The sequence below is a fragment of the Sphingomonas arabinosi genome, assembly GCF_036663715.1.
Lineage (GTDB): Bacteria > Pseudomonadota > Alphaproteobacteria > Sphingomonadales > Sphingomonadaceae > Sphingomonas.
On sequence record NZ_JAXOJN010000001.1, the window covers coordinates 539,108 to 558,696 of the forward strand.

The 19,589-nt window shown below is 68.3% G+C and carries 16 protein-coding genes; 9 read left to right on the top strand and 7 right to left on the bottom strand.

Going from position 1 to position 19,589, the window contains the following annotated elements; translation table 11 throughout:
- Positions 1-46: 46 nt before the first annotated feature.
- From kdpF to mdoH, 9 genes are all read left to right on the top strand, one after another.
- Positions 47-136 carry a K(+)-transporting ATPase subunit F gene (gene kdpF, locus U1708_RS02490; protein WP_055875324.1) on the top strand — a complete coding sequence of 30 codons (90 nt, stop codon included), beginning with the start codon at positions 47-49 and terminating at the stop codon, positions 134-136.
- Between the two features lie 12 nt (positions 137-148).
- A complete protein-coding gene (kdpA, locus tag U1708_RS02495) occupies positions 149-1,852 on the top strand; it encodes a potassium-transporting ATPase subunit KdpA (protein ID WP_332742370.1) in 1,704 nt (567 codons plus the stop codon).
- Positions 1,853-1,866: 14 nt separating this feature from the next.
- Positions 1,867-3,897: a potassium-transporting ATPase subunit KdpB gene (gene kdpB / locus U1708_RS02500; protein ID WP_332742372.1), complete on the top strand. Its 2,031-nt coding sequence runs from the start codon at positions 1,867-1,869 to the stop codon at positions 3,895-3,897.
- A gap of 304 nt (positions 3,898-4,201) precedes the next feature.
- Entirely contained in the window at positions 4,202-4,783 is a 582-nt protein-coding gene (kdpC, locus tag U1708_RS02505; RefSeq protein WP_332742375.1) for a potassium-transporting ATPase subunit KdpC, read from the top strand.
- Positions 4,780-7,440, top strand: coding sequence for a DUF4118 domain-containing protein (locus U1708_RS02510; protein ID WP_332742377.1), 2,661 nt, complete (start codon positions 4,780-4,782; stop codon positions 7,438-7,440). The genes kdpC and U1708_RS02510 overlap by 4 nt, the downstream gene beginning before the upstream one ends.
- Positions 7,437-8,126 (top strand): response regulator transcription factor, encoded by a 690-nt coding sequence (locus tag U1708_RS02515; protein ID WP_332742378.1) that lies wholly within the window; start codon positions 7,437-7,439, stop codon positions 8,124-8,126. Before U1708_RS02510 ends, U1708_RS02515 begins: the two co-directional genes overlap by 4 nt.
- 299 nt (positions 8,127-8,425) lie before the next feature.
- Complete coding sequence (locus U1708_RS02520; protein ID WP_332742379.1) at positions 8,426-8,671, top strand: hypothetical protein; 246 nt, start codon at positions 8,426-8,428, stop codon at positions 8,669-8,671.
- Between the two features lie 87 nt (positions 8,672-8,758).
- On the top strand, positions 8,759-10,252 hold the full coding sequence (locus U1708_RS02525) for an OpgD/OpgG family glucan biosynthesis protein (protein WP_332742380.1): 1,494 nt from the start codon (positions 8,759-8,761) through the stop codon (positions 10,250-10,252).
- A complete protein-coding gene (gene mdoH, locus U1708_RS02530; RefSeq protein WP_332742381.1) occupies positions 10,252-12,060 on the top strand; it encodes a glucans biosynthesis glucosyltransferase MdoH in 1,809 nt (602 codons plus the stop codon). Before U1708_RS02525 ends, mdoH begins: the two co-directional genes overlap by 1 nt.
- 137 nt (positions 12,061-12,197) lie before the next feature.
- On the opposite strand, the gene U1708_RS02535 is transcribed toward mdoH, so the two are convergent.
- The 7 genes from U1708_RS02535 to U1708_RS02565 form a co-directional block, all read right to left on the bottom strand.
- Complete coding sequence (locus tag U1708_RS02535; RefSeq protein ID WP_332742383.1) at positions 12,198-13,553, bottom strand: MFS transporter; 1,356 nt, start codon at positions 13,551-13,553, stop codon at positions 12,198-12,200.
- Positions 13,550-14,992, bottom strand: a complete 1,443-nt coding sequence (locus U1708_RS02540; RefSeq protein WP_332742385.1) for an efflux transporter outer membrane subunit — start codon at positions 14,990-14,992, stop codon at positions 13,550-13,552. The genes U1708_RS02535 and U1708_RS02540 overlap by 4 nt, the downstream gene beginning before the upstream one ends.
- Positions 14,993-15,096: 104 nt before the next feature.
- Positions 15,097-15,996, bottom strand: coding sequence for an efflux RND transporter periplasmic adaptor subunit (locus U1708_RS02545; RefSeq protein ID WP_332742387.1), 900 nt, complete (start codon positions 15,994-15,996; stop codon positions 15,097-15,099).
- The gene (locus U1708_RS02550) at positions 15,993-16,199 is read right to left on the bottom strand and encodes a DUF1656 domain-containing protein (protein ID WP_332742389.1); all 207 of its coding nucleotides are present in this window, start codon (positions 16,197-16,199) and stop codon (positions 15,993-15,995) included. Before U1708_RS02550 ends, U1708_RS02545 begins: the two co-directional genes overlap by 4 nt.
- Positions 16,196-18,253 carry an FUSC family protein gene (locus U1708_RS02555; protein WP_332742390.1) on the bottom strand — a complete coding sequence of 686 codons (2,058 nt, stop codon included), beginning with the start codon at positions 18,251-18,253 and terminating at the stop codon, positions 16,196-16,198. Before U1708_RS02555 ends, U1708_RS02550 begins: the two co-directional genes overlap by 4 nt.
- 10 nt (positions 18,254-18,263) lie before the next feature.
- Positions 18,264-18,716 carry a MarR family winged helix-turn-helix transcriptional regulator gene (locus U1708_RS02560; protein ID WP_332742391.1) on the bottom strand — a complete coding sequence of 151 codons (453 nt, stop codon included), beginning with the start codon at positions 18,714-18,716 and terminating at the stop codon, positions 18,264-18,266.
- Between the two features lie 202 nt (positions 18,717-18,918).
- Positions 18,919-19,578, bottom strand: a complete 660-nt coding sequence (locus U1708_RS02565) for a dTMP kinase (protein ID WP_332742393.1) — start codon at positions 19,576-19,578, stop codon at positions 18,919-18,921.
- Between the last annotated feature and the right edge of the window lie 11 nt (positions 19,579-19,589).

Genomic DNA, 19,589 nt, shown 5'->3' on the forward strand with positions numbered 1-19,589 from the left:
CGCCTGTGCGACAACGCATGAAAACCTCGGGCGTGAGGACGCAATCATGACCCTCGACCTCTGGCTCGCCGCGATCGTCGCGCTCGGGCTGCTGTTTTATCTCGTGGCGGTGCTGATCCGTCCCGAACGTTTTTAGGAGCGCGCTCCCATGACATTCCAGGGATGGATCCTGATCCTCGGCTTCGTCGGCATATTGCTGGCGCTGACCAAACCCGTCGGCATGTGGCTGTTCGCGCTGTACGAAGGCCGCCGCACGCCGATCCACGCCGTCCTCGGCCCGGTCGAAACGGGTTTCTACAAGCTCGCCGGGATCGACCCGAACCAAGAGCAGGGCTGGCGTCGCTATGCGCTGCACATGCTCCTGTTTAACGCGACGTTGATGGCGCTCACGTACGCGGTGTTGCGCCTGCAGGGCGTGCTGCCGGGTAACCCGCAAGGCCTCGCTGGCCTCGCGCCGCACCTCGCGTTCAACACCGCGATCAGCTTCACCACCAACACCAACTGGCAGAGCTATGGTGGCGAATCCACCATGTCGAACTTTGCCCAAATGTTCGGCCTGACGATCCACAATTTCCTGTCGGCCGCCACCGGCATCGCGTTGGCGTTCGCGCTGTTCCGCGGCTTTGCGCGGCGATCCGCCACGACGATCGGCAATTTCTGGGCGGATGCGACGCGCGTCACATTGTACCTGCTGCTGCCGATTTCGATCGTCTACGCGCTGTTCCTGATCGTCAGTGGCGTGCCGCAGACGCTCGCGGGTGTCGTCGACATCCAGACGCTGGAGGGCGCGAAGCAGTCGTTGCTGCTCGGCCCGGTGGCGAGCCAGGAGGCGATCAAGATGCTCGGCACCAATGGTGGCGGCTTCTTCAACGCGAACTCGGCGCATCCGTTCGAAAACCCGACCGCGCTGACCAACCTGATCCAGATGCTCTCTATCTTCGTCATCGGTTTCGGGCTGACCTGGACGTTCGGCAAGGCGGTCGGCAACACCCGGCAAGGCTGGGCGATCCTCTCGGCGATGGTCATCCTGTTCCTCGCCGGCGTCACCGTCACCTATTGGCAGGAAGCCGCGGGCAATCCGATCCTCCACCAGATCGGCGTCGCGGGCGGGAACATGGAGGGCAAGGAGGTCCGCTTCGGGATCGCCGCATCCGCGCTGTTCTCGGTCGTCACGACGGCGGCATCGTGTGGTGCAGTCAACGCGATGCACGACAGCTACACCGCGCTGGGCGGCATGATCCCGCTGCTCAACATCCAGCTCGGCGAGGTCGTCATCGGCGGCGTCGGCGCAGGCATCTACGGCTTCCTGCTGTTCGCCATCTTGGCCGTGTTCGTGGCAGGCCTGATGGTCGGCCGCACGCCCGAATATGTCGGCAAGAAGATCGAGAGCCGCGAAGTGAAGCTGGCGGTGCTGGCGATCGCCATCCTGCCGCTCGTCATCCTCGGCTTCACCGCGCTCAGCGCAGTGCTGCCGGCCGGGCTCGCAGGACCGCTCAACAAGGGGCCGCATGGGTTCACCGAGATCCTCTACGCCTTCACCAGCGGGGTCGGGAACAACGGCTCGGCGTTCGCGGGTCTCACCGCCGCGACGCCCTATTATGACGGGTTGCTGGGGGTCGCGATGTGGCTCGGGCGCTTCTTCATCATCGTGCCGATGCTCGCCATCGCCGGGTCGCTCGCGGCCAAGAAGCACACGCCGGAAAGCACGGGCTCGTTCCCGACGACGGGTGCGCTGTGGGTCGGCCTGCTGGTCGGGATCATCCTGATCGTCGGCGGCCTGACCTTCCTGCCGAGCCTCGCGCTCGGTCCCATCGCCGATCATCTCGCGATGATCAGCGGCAAAACCTTCTGACGGGACAAGCCAAAATGGCACGCACCCCTACCAAGTCGCTGTTTACGGCCGACTTGATCATCCCGGCGATCGGCGACGCTTTCCGGAAACTCGACCCCCGGCAGTTGATCCGCAACCCGGTGATGTTCGTCACTGCGGTGGTCGCCACGCTGTTGACGATCCTCGTCAATTTCGGCGGCGACGGGCTGTCGGTCGGCTTCAAGATCCAACTGGTGATCTGGCTGTGGCTGACGGTGCTGTTCGGCACCTTCGCCGAAGCGCTCGCCGAAGGTCGCGGCAAGGCGCAGGCCGCGTCGTTGCGCGCGACCAAGGCCGAACTCACCGCCCGCCGCATGAAGGTGGATCAAGTCGAGTCCGTCCCCGCGAGCATGCTTCGCTCGGGCGACATCGTGCTGGTGACGATGGGCGACCTGATCCCGGCGGACGGCGAAGTCGTCTGGGGCGTCGCCTCGGTCAACGAAGCCGCGATCACCGGCGAGAGCGCACCGGTGATCCGCGAGGCGGGCGGCGATCGCTCCGCCGTCACCGCGGGCACGCGCGTCATCTCCGACGAGATCCGCGTGAAGATCACCGCCAACCCCGGCGAAGGCTTTCTCGACCGCATGATCGCCCTGGTCGAGGGCGCCGAGCGGCAAAAGACGCCGAACGAGATCGCGCTGACGCTGCTGCTCGTCGGCCTGACGATCATCTTCCTGATCGCAGTCGGGACGATCCCCGGGTTCGCCAGCTATGCGGGTGGCCGCGTGCCGGTCGCGATCCTGGCGGCTCTGTTGATCACGCTGATCCCGACCACGATCGCGGCGCTGCTGTCGGCGATCGGGATTGCGGGAATGGACCGTCTGGTGCGCTTCAACGTGCTGGCGAAGTCTGGCCGTGCGGTCGAGGCGGCGGGCGATATCGACGTCCTGCTGCTCGACAAGACCGGCACGATCACGATCGGCGATCGTCAGGCGAGCGAGTTCCGCTCGGTCGGTGGCACGCGTGACGAGGAGCTTGCCGAGGCGGCATTGCTGGCGAGCCTCGCCGACGAAACGCCCGAGGGCCGCTCGATCGTCGTGCTGGCCCGCGAGAAGTTCGGCGTGACGACGAGTGCGTTGCCGGGCGATGCGGAAGTCATCCCGTTCACGGCTCAGACTCGCATCTCGGGCGTGAAGGTCAATGGCTCGCTGATCCAGAAGGGCGCCGTCGACTCGATCCTGAAGGCCAATCCGGGAGCAGGGGCGACCGCCGCCGCGACCGAACTGCGCCGCATCACCGACGAGATCGCCCGCGCCGGCGGCACGCCGCTGGCGGTGGCCCGCGATGGCCGCTTGCTCGGCGCGATCTTCCTCAAGGACGTCGTCAAGGCGGGCATCCGCGAGCGTTTCGGCGAACTGCGGGCGATGGGCATCCGCACGGTGATGATCACCGGCGACAACCCGCTCACCGCTGCCGCGATCGCTGCCGAGGCTGGCGTGGATGACTTCCTCGCGCAGGCGACGCCGGAGGACAAGCTCGACCTGATCCGCAAGGAACAGCAGGGCGGTAGGCTGGTCGCGATGTGCGGCGACGGCACCAACGACGCACCGGCTCTGGCGCAGGCCGACGTCGGCGTGGCGATGAACACCGGCACGCAGGCAGCGCGCGAGGCGGGCAACATGGTCGACCTCGACAGCGATCCGACCAAGTTGATCGAGATCGTGGGGCTCGGGAAGCAGTTGCTGATGACGCGCGGTGCATTGACGACCTTCTCGGTGGCGAACGACGTGGCCAAGTATTTCGCGATCATCCCGGCGATGTTCGTTGCGCTCTATCCGGGATTGGGCGTGCTCAACGTGATGCGGCTGGGCTCGCCCGAAAGTGCGATCCTGTCGGCGATCATCTTCAACGCGATCATCATCCCGATGCTGGTGCCGCTCGCGCTAAGGGGCGTCGCGTACAAGCCGATGGCGGCGGGGCCGCTGCTCGCGCGAAATCTCGCGGTGTACGGCCTGGGCGGCCTCATCGCGCCGTTCGTGGGGATCAAGCTGATCGACCTTCTGGTCGGCGCGCTGGGGCTGGCATGATGATCCAGACCAGTCCGTCGGGTGCAAATGCACCCTCGCACCGCGAACCACCACCCCGCGAGCAACCACCCCGCGAGCCACCACCCCGGCGAAGGCCGGGGCCCAAGTGGAAAGGTCGAGGTAACGAAGCGCAACTCGAGTGGGCGACGTCACCCAATTGGACCCCGGCCTTCGCCGGGGAGGTGCCAGGTGGGAACGCGCACGATGCAACCTCCACCAACCTCACCCCAAAAAATTGTTCACCCGCAAAGGCGGGTGCCCAGACCCTGTCCCCACCTACGCACGGACACATGGAGACGACAGAATGACCTCCGATTTCACCTCCGCCCTCCGCCCAGCATTCGTCATGACGATCCTGTTCGCGCTCCTGCTCGGGATCGTCTACCCCCTCGCCATGACCGGCATCGGACAAGCCATCTTCCCAACCCAGGCGAACGGCAGCCTCGTCATGGCCAACGGCAAGGCGATCGGTTCGACCGTCGTCGGCCAGGCCTTCACCACCGATCGCTATTTTCAGACGCGCCCCTCCGCCGCCGGCAAGGGCTATGACGGCCTAGCCTCCTCCGGCTCCAACCTCGGCCCGACCAGCCAGGCACTCGTCGATCGCACCAAGGCCGACGTCGCCAAGCGCCGCGCGGAAGGCGTGACCGGGCCGCTCCCCGCCGATCTCGCCACCGCATCGGGTTCCGGCCTCGACCCCGATCTGTCGCCAGCCTCGGCCTATGCTCAAGTCGCGCGTGTCGCGCGTACCCGCGGTCTGGCCGCAGACCGTGTCCGTGCGCTGGTAACCGCCAACGTCGATGGCCCGCTGCTGGGCATCCTCGGCGAGCCGCGTGTCAACGTCCTCGCCTTGAACCGCGCGCTGGACGCGACGGGCGCACGTTGAACGACGACGGACGACCATCACCCAAAGCCCTCTTGCGGCAGGCGTCGCAGGAGGGTCGCGGCCGTTTGAAGATCTTCCTCGGCGCCGCCCCCGGTGTCGGGAAAACCTACGAGATGCTCTCCGAAGGCGCCGAACGCCGTCGCGCCGGCGTCGATATCGTCATTGGCGTGGTCGAGACGCACGGCCGCGTCGAAACCGAAGCGCTCACGCGGGGCCACGAGATCATCCCGCGCAAGGCGATCCCCTACGAAGGCCGCACGCTCGACGAGATGGACCTCGACGCGATCCTCGAACGCGCCCCCACGCTCGTCCTCGTCGACGAACTCGCCCACACGAATGCGCCCGGCAGCCGCCACCCCAAACGTTACCAGGACGTCGAGGAACTGCTCGCCGCGGGCATCGACGTCTATTCGACGATCAACATCCAGCACATCGAGAGCCTCAACGACGTCGTCGCCTCGTTCACCCGCGTCCGCGTCCGCGAGACCGTCCCCGACAGCATCGTCGAGGCCGCCGAGATCGAAGTCGTCGACATCCCGCCCGACGAACTGATCGAGCGGTTGAAGGCGGGAAAAGTGTACCTCCCGCAAGAGGCCACCCGCGCCCTCTCGCATTTCTTCTCCAAGTCGAACCTCTCGGCGTTACGCGAACTCGCGCTCCGCCGCGCCGCGCAAGCCGTCGATGCGCAGATGCTCGAACACGTTCGCGCGCTTGGCGTCGGCGGCACCTGGGCGGGCGGCGAGCGGATCGTCGTCGCGATCAGCGAGCTGCCCGGCGCATTGGGCCTCGTCCGCGCCACCAAGCGGATCGCCGACGCGATGCACGCGCCGTGGACCGCGGTGTATATCGAGACGCCGCGCGCGCAGACCTTCGGCGAGCCCGAACACCGGCAGCTTGCCGCGGTCTTCAACCTCGCGACGCAGCTTGGCGGCGATGTCGCCACCGTCCCCGCGACGTCGGTGGTCGACGGCCTGAAGACCTTCACCGCCGAGGCGCGCGCGACGCAGCTGGTGGTCGGCAAGTCGACCCGCTCGCGCTGGTTCGAACTCCGCCACGGCTCCGTCGTCGACCAGATGGTCCGCGAGACGCCGGGGATCGCCGTCCACGTCCTGCCGATGGAGGCGGGCACCGTCACCCGGAGCAAGCGCGCGCACAGCGGCGGCTGGGGCAGCAAGGCGGGCTATGCCTGGACGACAATGATGGTGGCCAGCGTCACCGGCATCGCGAGCGCGCTGTTCCACATCCTCAACCTCGGCAACGTCGCGCTGCTGTATCTGCTTCCGGTGATGGCCGCGGCGAGCCTGTTCGGCCTGCGCACCGGACTGTTCGCGGGGATCGCCTCGTCGATCGCATACAACTTCTTCTTCCTGCCGCCGACCGGCACGCTGACGATCAACAATCCCGAGAACGTGATCTCGATCCTAGTCCTGCTCGGCATCGCCTTCGTCACTAGCCAGCTCACGTCGCGGGTCCGCGCACAGGCCGATATCGCCGCCGCCAGCGCTCGCACCAACGCCTCGCTCGCCGGGTTTTTGCGCCAACTGACCTCGCTCAACGAGCCGGTCGCACTGGCGCGCGCGATCTGCGAGGAAATCGGCCGGTTGTTCGGCGTGCGCGCGGTGATCCTCGTCGCGGAGGATACCGGTCTCGCGGTGCAGGCGGCGAACGGCGCGGATTACCGGCTCGAGACGATGGAGATGGCGGCCGCGCAATGGGCCTATGACAGCGGCGTGCCGGCGGGTCGCGGGTCGGGCACGCTGGCGGCGTCGGAGTGGTTCTTCCAGCCATTGCGCTCGGGCGAGCGGACGCTGGCAGTGCTCGGGCTCGCGCGTGAGGCGGGTGGCGATCCGGTACGGTCGGACCAGTTGCCGCTGTTGATGAGCTTGGTCGATCAGGCATCGCTTGTGCTTGAGCGCGCGCGGCTCGAGGTCGAGATGCGCGACGTCGATGCGGTGCGCGAACGCGATCGGTTGCGGCAGGCGTTGCTGTCGTCGGTCAGCCACGACCTGCGCACGCCGCTGACGTCGGTGATGGCGGCTGCCGCCGAGCTGCACCGCGGCGTCACGCCCGAGCTGATTGCGACGATCGAGAGCGAGGCGGCGCGACTGAACCGGTTCGTCGGCAATCTGCTCGACATGGCGCGGGTCGAGGCGGGGGCGCTCCGGTTGCGGTTGGAGCCGACCGACCTGACCGACGCCGTTGCGGGCGCGGTGCACGACACAAAGCGGGTGCTTGAAGGTCATGCGATCGAGCTCGATGTGGCGCCGAACCTGCCTTTGGTCCGCGTCGATCCGCAATTGCTCCACCACTGCCTGCTCAACCTGCTCGACAATGCCGGGCGCTATGCCGATCCCGGCACGCCGATCATCGTGCGTGCCGAGCACCGCTTCGGGATGCTCCGGCTGTCGGTGATCGATCAGGGGCCAGGCTTGCCGCCCGGCCGCGAGAACGAGGTGTTCGAGACGTTCCGCCGCCTCGAAGGCTCCGACCGTGCGATCGGCGGCACCGGCCTCGGACTTGCGATCGTCAAGGCCTTCGCCGAAGCAATGGAAATGACCGTTGAAGTCACCAACCCCCAAAACCCAACCGGCGCGCAGTTCAGCCTGTGCTTCCCCGTGGCCCTGCTCGTCCGCGACACCGATGGAGCGAATCTATGAGCGTGCAGACGGTCCTGATCGTCGACGACGAACTGCACATCCGGCGGTTGTTGAAGAACACGCTGGAGCGCGCGGGCTACGGCGTCGAGGAGGCGGTCGACGCGCGCGAGGCTTTGCGGATCGCGGCGAGCCGGCCGTTGACTGCGGTGCTGCTCGACCTGGGATTGCCCGATCGCGATGGGTTGGAGCTGGTACCGTTGCTGAAGAAGCTCGGCGATCCGATCATCCTCGTCGTCTCCGCGCGCGAGGCGACCGACCAGAAGGTGGCGGCGCTCGATCTGGGGGCCGAAGATTATGTGACGAAGCCGTTCGATACCGAGGAGTTGCTTGCACGGTTGCGGGTGGCGTTGCGGGGGCGCGGCGAGGCGACATCGCGGCCGACGGTATTGCGCGCGTACGGGGTGGAGATCGATTTCGAGCACCGCCTCGTCCGCCGCGGGAACGAGGAAGTGCATCTGACGCGCAAGGAGTTCGACGTACTGTCAGCGCTGGCGGCGCATCCTGGGCGGGTCGTTACGCACCAGCGGATTCTCGAGGCGGCGTGGCCGACCGATCATGACCGCCGGATCGAATATCTCCGCATCGTGGTGCGGAACCTGCGGCAGAAGCTGGAGGGGGCGGGGGGCGTTGGCACGGTGATCGCGAACGAGCTCGGGATCGGATACCGGCTGCTGGTCGACGCCTGAACGTCTCCATAGGCAGAAAGCTTGTTTTCCCGCGAAGGCGGGGATCCAGACTGGGCTCCCGCCTTCGAGGGAGAACAAGGAAACGGGCGGTCCGCTCGTTATCCTGCGCAACTAGCCGTCACGCTAACCAACCCAACCGTCACCTCAGCGAAAGCTGGTCTCCCTTCAACAGGTCGCCCCTGCCGCGCGAGGTCCCGGCTTTCGCCGGGATGACGGGGTTGCGCACTACGCCAACACTATGGCTCCCCAGCAAAATCGATCTCGAACGCTTATGAGGCAAGCGATAGCTCAAACGTCGCATGACCGACTCTCGCCGCCTCCGCACCGACCTCAGCCTCCGCGCGAGCGGCGTCCGGGCGCTGACGATCGCCGCCACTCCGATCCACACGCTCGTCCGCCTCCACCCACAAACAGGCGCACTCGCATTCCTGCTCGCCACGATCGGCTTCCTCTGCGCGAGTGGCGGCGCGATGCTGGTGATCGTCGGCCACCATATCCACGACCGTGTTCAGGTCAGCGCTCGCTGGCAGCGCGCGGCGAGGTAGGCCGCGCCGGGGGCGGGACCTGTCGACGCGCGCGCGCGATGTCCTTATGCTACCGCGTTGCAGCATGATGACGAGGGAGCGCTCTGCATGATCGGTCGACGCGAAGTAATGACCGCGCTGGGTTTGTTGGGTGTCCTCCCGCAGGCCGCCGCGGCGATGCGTGCAGCGCCTGGCAAGGCCGAGCCGTTCTCCTGGGAGGCGCTCCAGCAGCGCGCCGCGACGCTCGCCGCCAAGCCGTATCAGGCCCCCGTCAAGGTCGCTGCCGCCGCCGCGATCGATTACGACAAGGTCGGCAGCATTCGCTTCCGCGCCGACAAGACGCTGGCGGGCGGCATCCGCCTGTTTCCGCTCGGCCGCTATGCGCCGATGCCGGTCGCGATCAACGTCGTCGAGAACGGGCAGGCACGCCGCATCGCGTTCTCGCGCGACCTGTTCGAGGCCGAAGAGGGCCATGCCGCCGCGCTCGGCATCGCCGGCTTCCGCGCGATGGCGCCGGGCGGGACCAGCGACTGGATGGCATTCCAGGGCGCCTCCTATTTCCGCACCGCCGGCTCGCAGGACCAATACGGCCTGTCTGCGCGCGGGCTCGCGATCAACACCGGGCTCCCCGGCCGCGAGGAGTTTCCCGACTTCACCGAATTCTGGATCGAGCGGACCGGCGCCGACGCGTACACGATCTACGCGCTGATGGACGGCGCCAGCGTCACCGGCGCTTACCGCTTCCAGTCGCGCCACGTCGCGGGTGCGGGCGTCGAGCAGCAGGTCTCGTCCGTCCTGAACGTCCGCCGCGACATCGAACGGCTCGGCGTCGCGCCCGCGACCAGCATGTTCTGGTACGGCGAAGGCAATCGCGCGGCTGCGGTCGACTGGCGCCCCGAGATCCACGATTCGGACGGCCTCGCGCTGCTGACCGGCGCGGGCGAGCGTATCTGGCGGCCGCTCAACAACCCGCCGCACGATACGCTGGACAGCTTCGCGGATCAGGCGCCGAAGGGCTTCGGGCTGATCCAGCGCGACCGGAATTTCGATCACTACCAGGACGATGGCGCGTTCTACGATCGCCGCCCGAACCTGTGGGTCCAGCCGCAGGGTGACTGGGGCAAGGGCGCGGTGATGCTCTATGCGTTTCCGACCAACAGCGAGACGGTGGATAACGTCGTCTCGTTCTGGACGCCCGCTGCACCGGCCAAGGCAGGGCAGCGGTTGCAGTTCGATTACACGCTGTCGTGGAAATCGAGCGACCCGACCGCCATCGCCGCGACCGCGCATGTCGTCGATTGCTGGCAGGGTGTCGCCGGCCGACCGGGCGCGGAACCGGTCAAGGGCGCGCGAAAGCTCGTGGTCGATTTCATCGGCGACGGTCTTGCCGGGCTCGACCGGCAGAGCGGCGTGACCGCGAAGATCGACGTCGTCCGCGGGAAAGTGCTCGCCAACGCGGCGTATCCGGTGGTCGGCCAGAAAAACCGCTGGCGCGTGACCGTCGACGTCGCGCCGGATGCGCAGGGCCCGGCCGACGTCAGGTTGTTCCTCACGCGCGGCGGTCGCGCACTCAGCGAAACCGTGCTGACGCCGATCTTCTGATGCCCGACCTTCCCGCCATGATGCCGGGCGAGTCGCCGATCGAGATGCTCCCGCAGCGTTTCGACGGGCCGCCGCCGCCCTGGTCCGCGCCCGAGCCCGGGCCGGGCATGGTCGTCTCGAACGACGATATGCTCGCGCGCCGGATCATCCTCATCCTGATGACGGGGCTGCTCGCCACCGCGGCATCGTCCGCGGTGCAGGAATCGCTGCTCGCCGACGGGCTGAGCCTGTGGGACGCGGTGTTGCTGGCGCTGTTCTTCCCGTTGTTCGCGTGGATCGCGTTCGGCTTCATGAACGCGGCGATCGGCTTCGTCCTGCTGATGACCGGCGGCCATCCGGGGTTTGTGCCCACACCGCGCCAGTCCGAACCGCTCGAAGGGCGCACCGCGATCCTGATGCCGGTTCATAACGAAGACATCGACGCCGTGTTCGAGCGGATCGCGTGGATGGCGCGCGCGATCGCGGCTGGCGGCGTCGCCGACCGGTTCGATATCTTCATCCTGAGCGACTCGGGCGAAGCGGCGGAGGCGGCCGAGGTCGCGGCGTGGCAGAGGCTCGTGCCGACGCTCGACTGCGCGCTCTATTATCGGCGCCGGACCGTGAACGTCGGCCGCAAGCCGGGCAACGTGGCCGAGTGGATCCGGCGGTTCGGCGGCGGTTATCGCTACATGCTGATGCTCGACGCGGACAGTTTGATGGGCGGTAACACGATCATCGGCATGGCGCAGGTGCTCGAACGGCGGCCGGCGGTGGCGCTGCTTCAGACCGTGCCCGCGGTGATCAACGGCGTGACGTTCTTCCAGCGCTGGATGCAGTTCGCCAGTCGGTTGTACGGCCCGATCTCGACCGCGGGACTCGTCTGGTGGTCGGGTTCGGAGGCGACGTTCTGGGGCCATAACGCGCTGATCCGGATCGAGGCGTTCGCGGCGAGTTGCGGTCTGCCCGACCTTCCCGGACGCGCGCCGTTCGGCGGCGTCATCATGAGCCACGACATGGTCGAGGCGGCGCTACTCCGCAGGCGCGGCTGGCGCGTGCACATGCTGATGACCGAGGAGACGTTCGAGGAATATCCGCCGACGCTGATCGACGCGGCGGTGCGCGATCGGCGCTGGGCGCAGGGCAATATCCAGCATCTGAGTCTGCTGACCTCGTCGGGGTTCCACTGGGTCAGCCGGCTGCAATTGCTGATGGGCGCGTCGGCGTTCATCACCTCGCCGGTGTGGCTGCTGATGATCGCGACGAGCGTGGTGCAGGCGCTGATCGGCGAGCGCAACATCGTCGAGGCGCAGACTTCGCTACAGGTGCTGGTGGTCACGCTGCTGCTGCTGTTCGGGCCGAAGCTGCTGAGCGTGATCTGGGCGATCTCGAACGCGGAGCGGCGCGCGGGGTTTGGCGGGCGACGCGGGATCATGCGGTCGGTGCTGGTCGACGTGCCGTTCTCGATGCTGTCCGCGCCGGTGATCGCGCTGACGCAGACGATGGATCTCGCCGGGATATTGATGGGGCGCAAGTCTGGCTGGGCGCCGCAGAACCGCGACGCGCATGAGTTGTCGCTGGCGGACGTGATGCCGCGCTATCGCTGGCATGTCGGGGTGGGGGTTGCGCTGTTGCTGGTCACGCCGTTCGCACCGATCACCGCGGCGTGGCTTGCGCCGGTGACGCTGGGGCTGTTGCTTAGTCCTTTCCTGACGATGCTGACGGCGAGCGAGAAGGCGGGGCGGTGGGCGGAGTCGCATGGGATGTTCGTTGAGCCAGGCGAGCATGTGTCCGTCCTCTCGCGGCCTTCGCTGCCGGCACCGCAGGTCTGATACCTACTGCTTCCCCCCTCCCTGGAAGGGAGGGGCCGGGGGTGGGTCGGCTTTCGCATAGTTGGACGGGCAGTGGCACAAGCCGGCCGACCCACCCCCAACCCCTCCCTTTCAGGGAGGGGGAATGTTGCGTCTTGCTACCCCCGGTGCCCGCTCAGGTCCGCCCCGGCATCGACCGCGAAACGTCGGTTCCAGATAGTCGCCGACGCCGACACTGCGGTCACCACCAGGAACGCCAGCGTGAAGTTCGCTAGCGCCGGCCGGGTCGCGCCGGTCCCCAGCATCCCGACATGCAGCGACGCCGCCCCTACGCAGATCCCTAGCGACAGCATCGGCCAGTCGGGGCGGAACAGGCCGGCGACCGCATAGCCGGAGCTCGCGCAAAGGCCGCCGACGATCAGGCTGTTGCGGAAGCCGAAGTGGCGCAGCACGCGCGGTGCGAGGCTCTTCATCATCAGCGAGCCGATCGCGCCCGCGATCGTGATCGCGCCGCTCGCCGCTGCGGTCATGCCGAAGCCCAGTTGGAGCATCATCGGCAAGAGAAACGGCTGCGCGCCCTGCGTGATGCGCGTCAGCGATCCTCCGATCACCGACAGGCGGAACGTCGGGATTCGCATCAGCGACAGGTCGAGGATCGGGTCACTGCGATGCTTGGCATGGTGGATGTAGGCGACGCCTGCGACCAGCCCGACCGCGATCAGCACGACGGCCCGCGCGAGTTCGCCGGTGCGGCTCGTCATTTCGAACCCGAACAGCAGGCAGCTGAGCGACACGCCCGACAGGATGAAGCCGGGGACGTCGAAACGCGCCGGTTTGTCCTCGCGGACCTCGCCGATGTAGCGCGTCACCAGCACCACCCCGAGCAGCCCGATCGGTACGTTGAGGTAGAAGATCCAGCGCCAGTCGAGATAGGTGACGATCGCGCCGCCGACCGGTGGGCCCAGGATCGGGCCGATCAGCGCGGGCATGATCAGCCACGACATCGCCTGGACCATGTCCTCCTTGGCGACGCTGCGGAGCAGTACGAGGCGGCCGATCGGGATCATCATCGCGCCGCCGAGCCCTTGCAGGAAGCGGGCAAACATCATGAACGGCAGGCTCGTCGCCTGGCCGCACAGTATCGATCCGCCGACGAAGGTCAGGATCGCCGCGCGGAAGATCGTGCGCGAGCCGAACCGGTCCGCGAGGCGACCGCTCGCCGGGATGAAGATCGCCAGCGCCAGCAGATACGAGGTCAGCGCCGAGCTCATGCTGGTCGGCGGCACGCCGAAATCGCGCGCCATCGTCGGCAACGCGGTCGCGAGCACGGTCGAGTCCATCTGCTCCATGAACAGCGCGCAGGCGATGATCAGCGCGGTGACGCGGTAGTTGCTCGGGGTGTGCGGCAGCGCATCCGGGTCCTTCGCCACCCGCGCGATGGTATCGGCGGCGGGCATGATGCCGTCGCGGATTTCGCTGTTGATCGACGCCAGCCCGCGGCGACGCAGCCTCAACTCTGCCAACCCCCGCCGAGCGCCTTGAAGACGTCGACCTGGCGGTCGACCAGCAACGCATCGGACGCGGCGAGGTTGGCCTGCGCGGTTGTCAGCGCGGCCTGTGCGGTCAGCAGCGAGAGGAAATCGGTGCGGCCGAACCGGTAGAGCGTGCCGGCCTGATCTGCGGCGCGCGCGGCGCTGGACTGCGCACGGCGGAGCGCGGCGTTGCGATCGCCTTCGCGGGCATAGGCGGACAGTGCGGTCTCGGTCTGGCGGAGCGCTTCCAACGTGGTCGAGTCGAACTGGGCGAGCGCCTGGTCGGCGGCTGCGCCGGCCTGGGCGATCTGCGCGCGGACGACCGGGCGGTTGGGGAAGCTCCAGCTGATCAACGGCCCGAGCCCGAGATGGAATGCGTTGCCCGAGCCGAGCGACGACACCGGCCCGGTGAACCCGGCCGACCCGCCGAGGCTGACTTGTGGGTAGAGGTTGGCGGTCGCGACGCCGATCCGCGCGGTCGCGGCGGCGAGCGAGCGCTCGGCGCCGCGGATGTCGGGGCGGCGGCGGATCAGCGCGCTGCCGTCGCCGATCGGTAGCGGGCGGGTGAGCGCGGGTGGCTTTGCGCAGGTGGCGACGTCCTTCGGGTAATCGGCGGGCGCGCGGCCCATCAGCGTGGCGAGTCTGTAGAGCGCGGCAGTGCGCGTCGCGACCTGCGACGGGATCAGCGCCTCGCTCTGGTCGACCGCGGTTCTTGCGCGCGTCACGTCGAACGCGGTGCCGCGGCCGCCGCGTTGCAGGCGCTGCGTGACGTCGAGCGTCTGGCGTTGCAGCGTGAGGATCCGGGTGTTGGCGGCGAGCACCATGTTGGCGGTGCAGGCGGCGGCATAGCTGCGCGCGGTTTCCGCGGCGACGGTGACGCGGACATTGTCGCGCGCGGCGGCGACGGCCTCCGCGTCGCCTTGGGCCGCCCCGATCCCGCGGCGGATGCGGCCGGAGAGGTCGAGCGGATAGGCCAGCGTGATGCCGAGGTTGTAGTCGAGCGTACCGGGGAGGTTGCCGCCGGTCGTGTAGGGCCGGTCGAGCGAGGTGCCGCCGCCGAGCACGGTCGACAGCGTGCGACCGGCGGCGACTTCGGCGACCACCGCATCGGCACGGCGGAGGTTGGCATCGGCGGCGCGCAGGTCGGTGTTGGCGGTGAGCGCTTCGGTAACGAAGCCGTCGAGGCGGGGGTCGCCGTAGAGCTGCCACCAGTGATCGGGGAGCGGGGTGTCGACGAACGCCGTCTCATTGCCGCTGTCGAAATTGCCTTGCGCGGAGGGGATGTTGACGGCGGCGCGGTCGGGGAGGGCGTAGTTCGGACCGGCGGTCGTGCAGGCCGCGAGGGCGAGGGCGCAGGCAGCCGCAACTGCCCCCCTCCCTGAAAGGGAGGGACTGGGGGTGGGTAGGCCGGCTCGTGGCACAACGGTTCGAACGTGCGGAACCCGACCCACCCCCGGCCCCTCCCTTCCAGGGAGGGGGGAAGAGGGCGCGCTGCTGAGCGAAGCGTGGCGGGTATGTGCGCGCATCATGCTGTCGTCCCCGGCGTGACCCGCGGTTCGACCGTCACCGTCGCGGTGCGGCCGACGATCAGTTGCACCCCCTTCGGCACCTGGGTCAGCTTCACCCGCACCGGGATGCGCTGCGCGAGGCGTACCCAGTTGAAGGTCGGGTTCACGTTTGGCAGCAGGTTGGTGGTATTCGTCCGCTCGCTGTCGTTGATCCCCGCGGCGATGCTGTCGACGCGACCGTGCAGCGCCTGCGGTTCGCCCATCAGGTGGACGATCACTGGGTCGCCGAGATGAATGCTGCCGAGCTTAGTTTCCTCGAAATAGCCCTCGACGCGCAGCGAGTCGGTGTCGACTAGCGCCATCGCCTGTGCGCCTGTCGCGATGTAGTCGCCGGGGTGGAGATCGAGGTTGGTGACGATCCCGTGTACCGTCGCGCGTACCGTCGTGCGGGCGAGGTTGAGCGCGGCGGTCGAGCGTGCGCTCTGTGCTTGCGCCAGCGCTGCCGATGCCGTCGCGACACGCGCGACGTTCTGCTCGTGCGTCTCCTTCGCCACCAGATCGCCGAGCGCGAGATCGCGCTGCGCTTCGCGGCGTGCCTGCAACAGCGTCGCACGGGCGCTCGCGATCGAGGCGTCCGACTGCGCCAGCGTCAGTTCGAAGCGCGGGCGATCGACCACGAACAGCACGTCGCCGGGCTTCACCGCCTGGTTGTCGTGCACCGCGACCCGCGTGACGAGGCCAGCGACGTCGGGCGTCACGCGGACGATGTCGGCGCGGATATGCCCGTCGCGCGTCCACGGATCGGTCTCGTACCGCTTCCACAGCCACAGCGCGACCAGCAGCGCGAGCGCGACGATCACGATCGTGACGGCGGAGCGGCCAAGGGGGGCGAGCAGCGATTTGAGTCGGGTATTCATGCGGAAGGTCCGGTCAGCAGGGCGAGCAGCCCGAGGATGAGGATGAACAGCGCGAGGTCGACGAGCGGCCGATACGTCACCGCCCGATAGACGCCGGCGAAGGCGAGCAGTCGTGTGGCGATGCCGGTGAGGATGACGGCAGCCACCGCGAGCAGCAGGAGGCTCGGCAGGTAGACGCCGCCGATCGAGATTTCGCCGGTCATGCCGCCACTCCGTACGTTGGTGCCAGATAAGGCGGCGCCGACGCGAACAGGTTGCGACGCAGCGAGGTCAGCGCGAGCATGCTGGTGCGGTGACGGTCTGGCGTGCTGGTTGCGAACCCGGTCATCGCGGTGTCGATCCCGGCGAGCAGGTCGGGCTCGGGCGGCGCCGGCTCGTTGGGGCGCAGCGCGCGGTAATGCGCGCCGATCCCCTTGAGAACCGGCGTGATCAGCGCGGCTTCGTTCGGTGTGCCGTCGAGCCGCAACTGGCGCAATTCGCCGACCGCGACCCCGACACGCAGGTCGGTCAGCGCGTCCAGCAACGGTTTGCCGGGGTCCTCGCCCTGCAATGCGAGCCGCGGCGCGAGCAGCCCGATCCGGTCGAGCATCCGGGCGATCCAGCCGGCGGCGTCGGGCCGGCCGGGCGAATCGCTGCGGGTCGCCAGTTCGCGCCAGCCCGCGCGGATCAGCCGCCGCGCGCTGGTGTCCGCGCCGATCGTCTGGAACAGGCCGACCGTGACGACCGCGAACAGCGTGCCGATCAGCTGCGAGATGCCGCCGTTGAGGAACGCGTCGAAGCCGCCGCCGAAGCGGTCGTTTAGCCCGACCGTATTCAACCCGCCGAGCAGCGCGCCGAGCGTCACGAGCAAGGTCGAGGGCCGCGCGAGGAACATGCCCCCGATCAGCATCGGGGGGGCGAGGACGGCGGCCAGCGTCACGAAATCGGTCACCCGCGGCAGGATCGCGAAGGCGTAGACCGCGGACACGACCAACCCCAGGATGGTCCCGTAGAAGAACGCCTTGATCGCCGGGGCGGGGTTGTCGCTGTTGCCGAACAGCGCGCAACACACGCCGGCGATCAGCACCGCGCCTGCGCCGTCCGACCAGCCGGTGCCGATCCAGAAGGCGCAGCCCAGCAGGATCGTCATGATCGTGCCGGCGGCGGCGCGTAGTGCAATCCCGCGGTCGCGGTGTAGCGGGCGCTTGGCGGTGCGCGCGAGCAGGCGGGCGACCGCGGGCGTGACGGGCGTGCGCGACGGCGAGCGCATCTGATCGCGCAGGTCGCGAGCGTTGCGGTGCGCGTCGACCAGTTCGCCGAGGCGGGCGAGCAGGCTCAACCGCAACGCATCGCGCCAGATCAGCGTATCGTCGACCGGCGGCTCTAGCGCGCGCGCGCGGGCGATCAGCGCGTCGGCGGTCGCGGCGCGCTCGGTGGCGGGTGGCGGATCGCGCAGCCACTCGCGGACGTCCTCGATCAGCGCGAGCGCCTCGGGGCGGGGGGCGTCGGCGCCGCGCTTCAGCTCGACGATCCGGTCGTCGACCGCGCTCGCGAGCGGCAGCAGCATCGACAGTTCGGCCTGCAACGCGCGCAACGTCCGGACGCGCGGCAGCAGGCGCGCGGTGTCGAACGGCAGATGGATGGAAAGCTGATGCAGCTCGTTGATATCGAGCGCGAGGCGGCGGCGGTCGCGATCGAGCTGGGCGTCGGATTCGCCGGCGAGCGAATCGCGCGACCAGCGCTCGGCATCCGCTAGGATCGCGTCGATCCGGCCGAGCAGCGCGGCGGTCACGGTCTGCGGAAACACGAGCCCGTGGATCAGGCTGCCGCAGAGGATCCCGATCGTGATCTCCTGCACGCGCAGCGCGGCGGTGGTGAACACCGCGCCGGGGGTCGCGACCGAGGGGAAGCCGATGATGCTGGCGGTATAGCCGGCGAGCAGGAAGACGTAGGCGCGCGGTGTCCGGTCGAGCAGCGAGATATAGAGGCACAGGCCTAGCCACAGCGCGAGGCCGAGCGACAGGAGTTCGGGCGCGTTGACGAGGTTGGGGACGAGTACGACCGCGGCGATCGCGCCGAGCACCGTGCCCGCGACACGGAACACCGCCTTCGACAGCACCGCGCCGGCCAGCGGTTGGGCGACGATATAGGACGTCGTCACCGCCCAATAGGGGCGCGTCAGGCCGATCCTGAGCGCGATGTAGTAGGCGAGGAACGCGGCGATCAGGCATTTGACCGAGAAGAGCGCTTCCTTCGCGCCGAACCGGGCGAGGATCATCGGGTCGGGCTCATCGCGCGCGATCCGCCATGAACCGCGCGCCGAGTTGCTCCGCCACGCGCAGGGCGGTGGCGAGGTCGTCGTCGGTGACGCCTTCGAGCATTTCGTGGCGCAGGGTGGTGAACTTCGCCTCGATCGTGGTGACGAGCGTGCGGCCGCGATCGGTCAGGCGGATCCGGCTGACACGCGCATCGGCCGGATCGCGGCGGCGCTCGACGAGGCCGGCGGCGGTCATCTGGTCGATCGAGCGGACGAGCGAGGCCTGCGTCACGTCGAGCTGGGTGGCGAGATCGGTCTGGCGCACGTCGTCGCCGAGCCGGCCGACCTGGACCAGCGCCCATCCCGACGATGCGGACACGCACATGTCGCTGAGCGCCCGATCCGCCGCCTGGCGCCACAGTCGGGCGAGCGGCAGCAGGGTGCGGGCGTATGAGGATTCGAGAGTGGCACGGGAGGAAGTCATTAGCGTGCTAAGTAATGGCGTTTACTTATGCTGCAATGCGGAATCCGTAGATGACAAAAAAGTTAAAAAGGCGCGCGCCCGCCTACGTCATCCTGACGAAAGTCAGGACCCAGAGCAAAGCAGGGCCGCGTTCCATTACCCTGGGTCCTGACTTTCGTCAGGATGACGGGGGGCGGCGGAGCGACTGATCGGACGGCGCGGCTCAGTCGAGCAGCGCGACGATCTCCTCGGCTATCTCGGCGGGCGCCCGCGACGCGGCGTCCTTCACGGTCGAAACGGTCGCCCACCGTCCGAGCAACCCAGCCTTCGCCATCGCGGTGTAGTTGGTCCTGACCCGGTCCTGCAGCCCGGTATCCGCCTCGTACGCGTCGAACGCATCGTCGGTGTAGGACCGCTTACGCTTCTTCAGGATCAGCCCGCGCGCGATCTCGGCCGGCGTGTCCAGATAGACCGACAGGTCGGGCTTGGGTAGCGCGAACGACCCCGTCTCCAGGTCGGCGATCCACGCCATCATCGCGTCCGCCTCGTCCGCCGGGACCTGCGCCGCCTGATACGCCATGTTCGAGGCGATGTAGCGATCGAACACCACCACGTCGTTCGCCGCCATCGTCGCCAGCAGGTGATCGCGCGACTCCATCCGGTCGAGCGCGTACAGCACCGCCGCCGCTTTCGGCGACGTGCCGCGCGGGAGCGTCCCTGCCAGCATCGCGCCGAGCGCCCAGCCGCCGACCGTCTCGGTATAGCGCGGAAACGACACGACGTCGGCGGTGCGACCGGCGACGCGCAACTGCTCGACGACCAATGCCGAGGCGGTGGCCTTGCCCGCGCCGTCGGCGCCTTCGATTGCCAGGAGGAAGCTCATGGGGGAGCCCT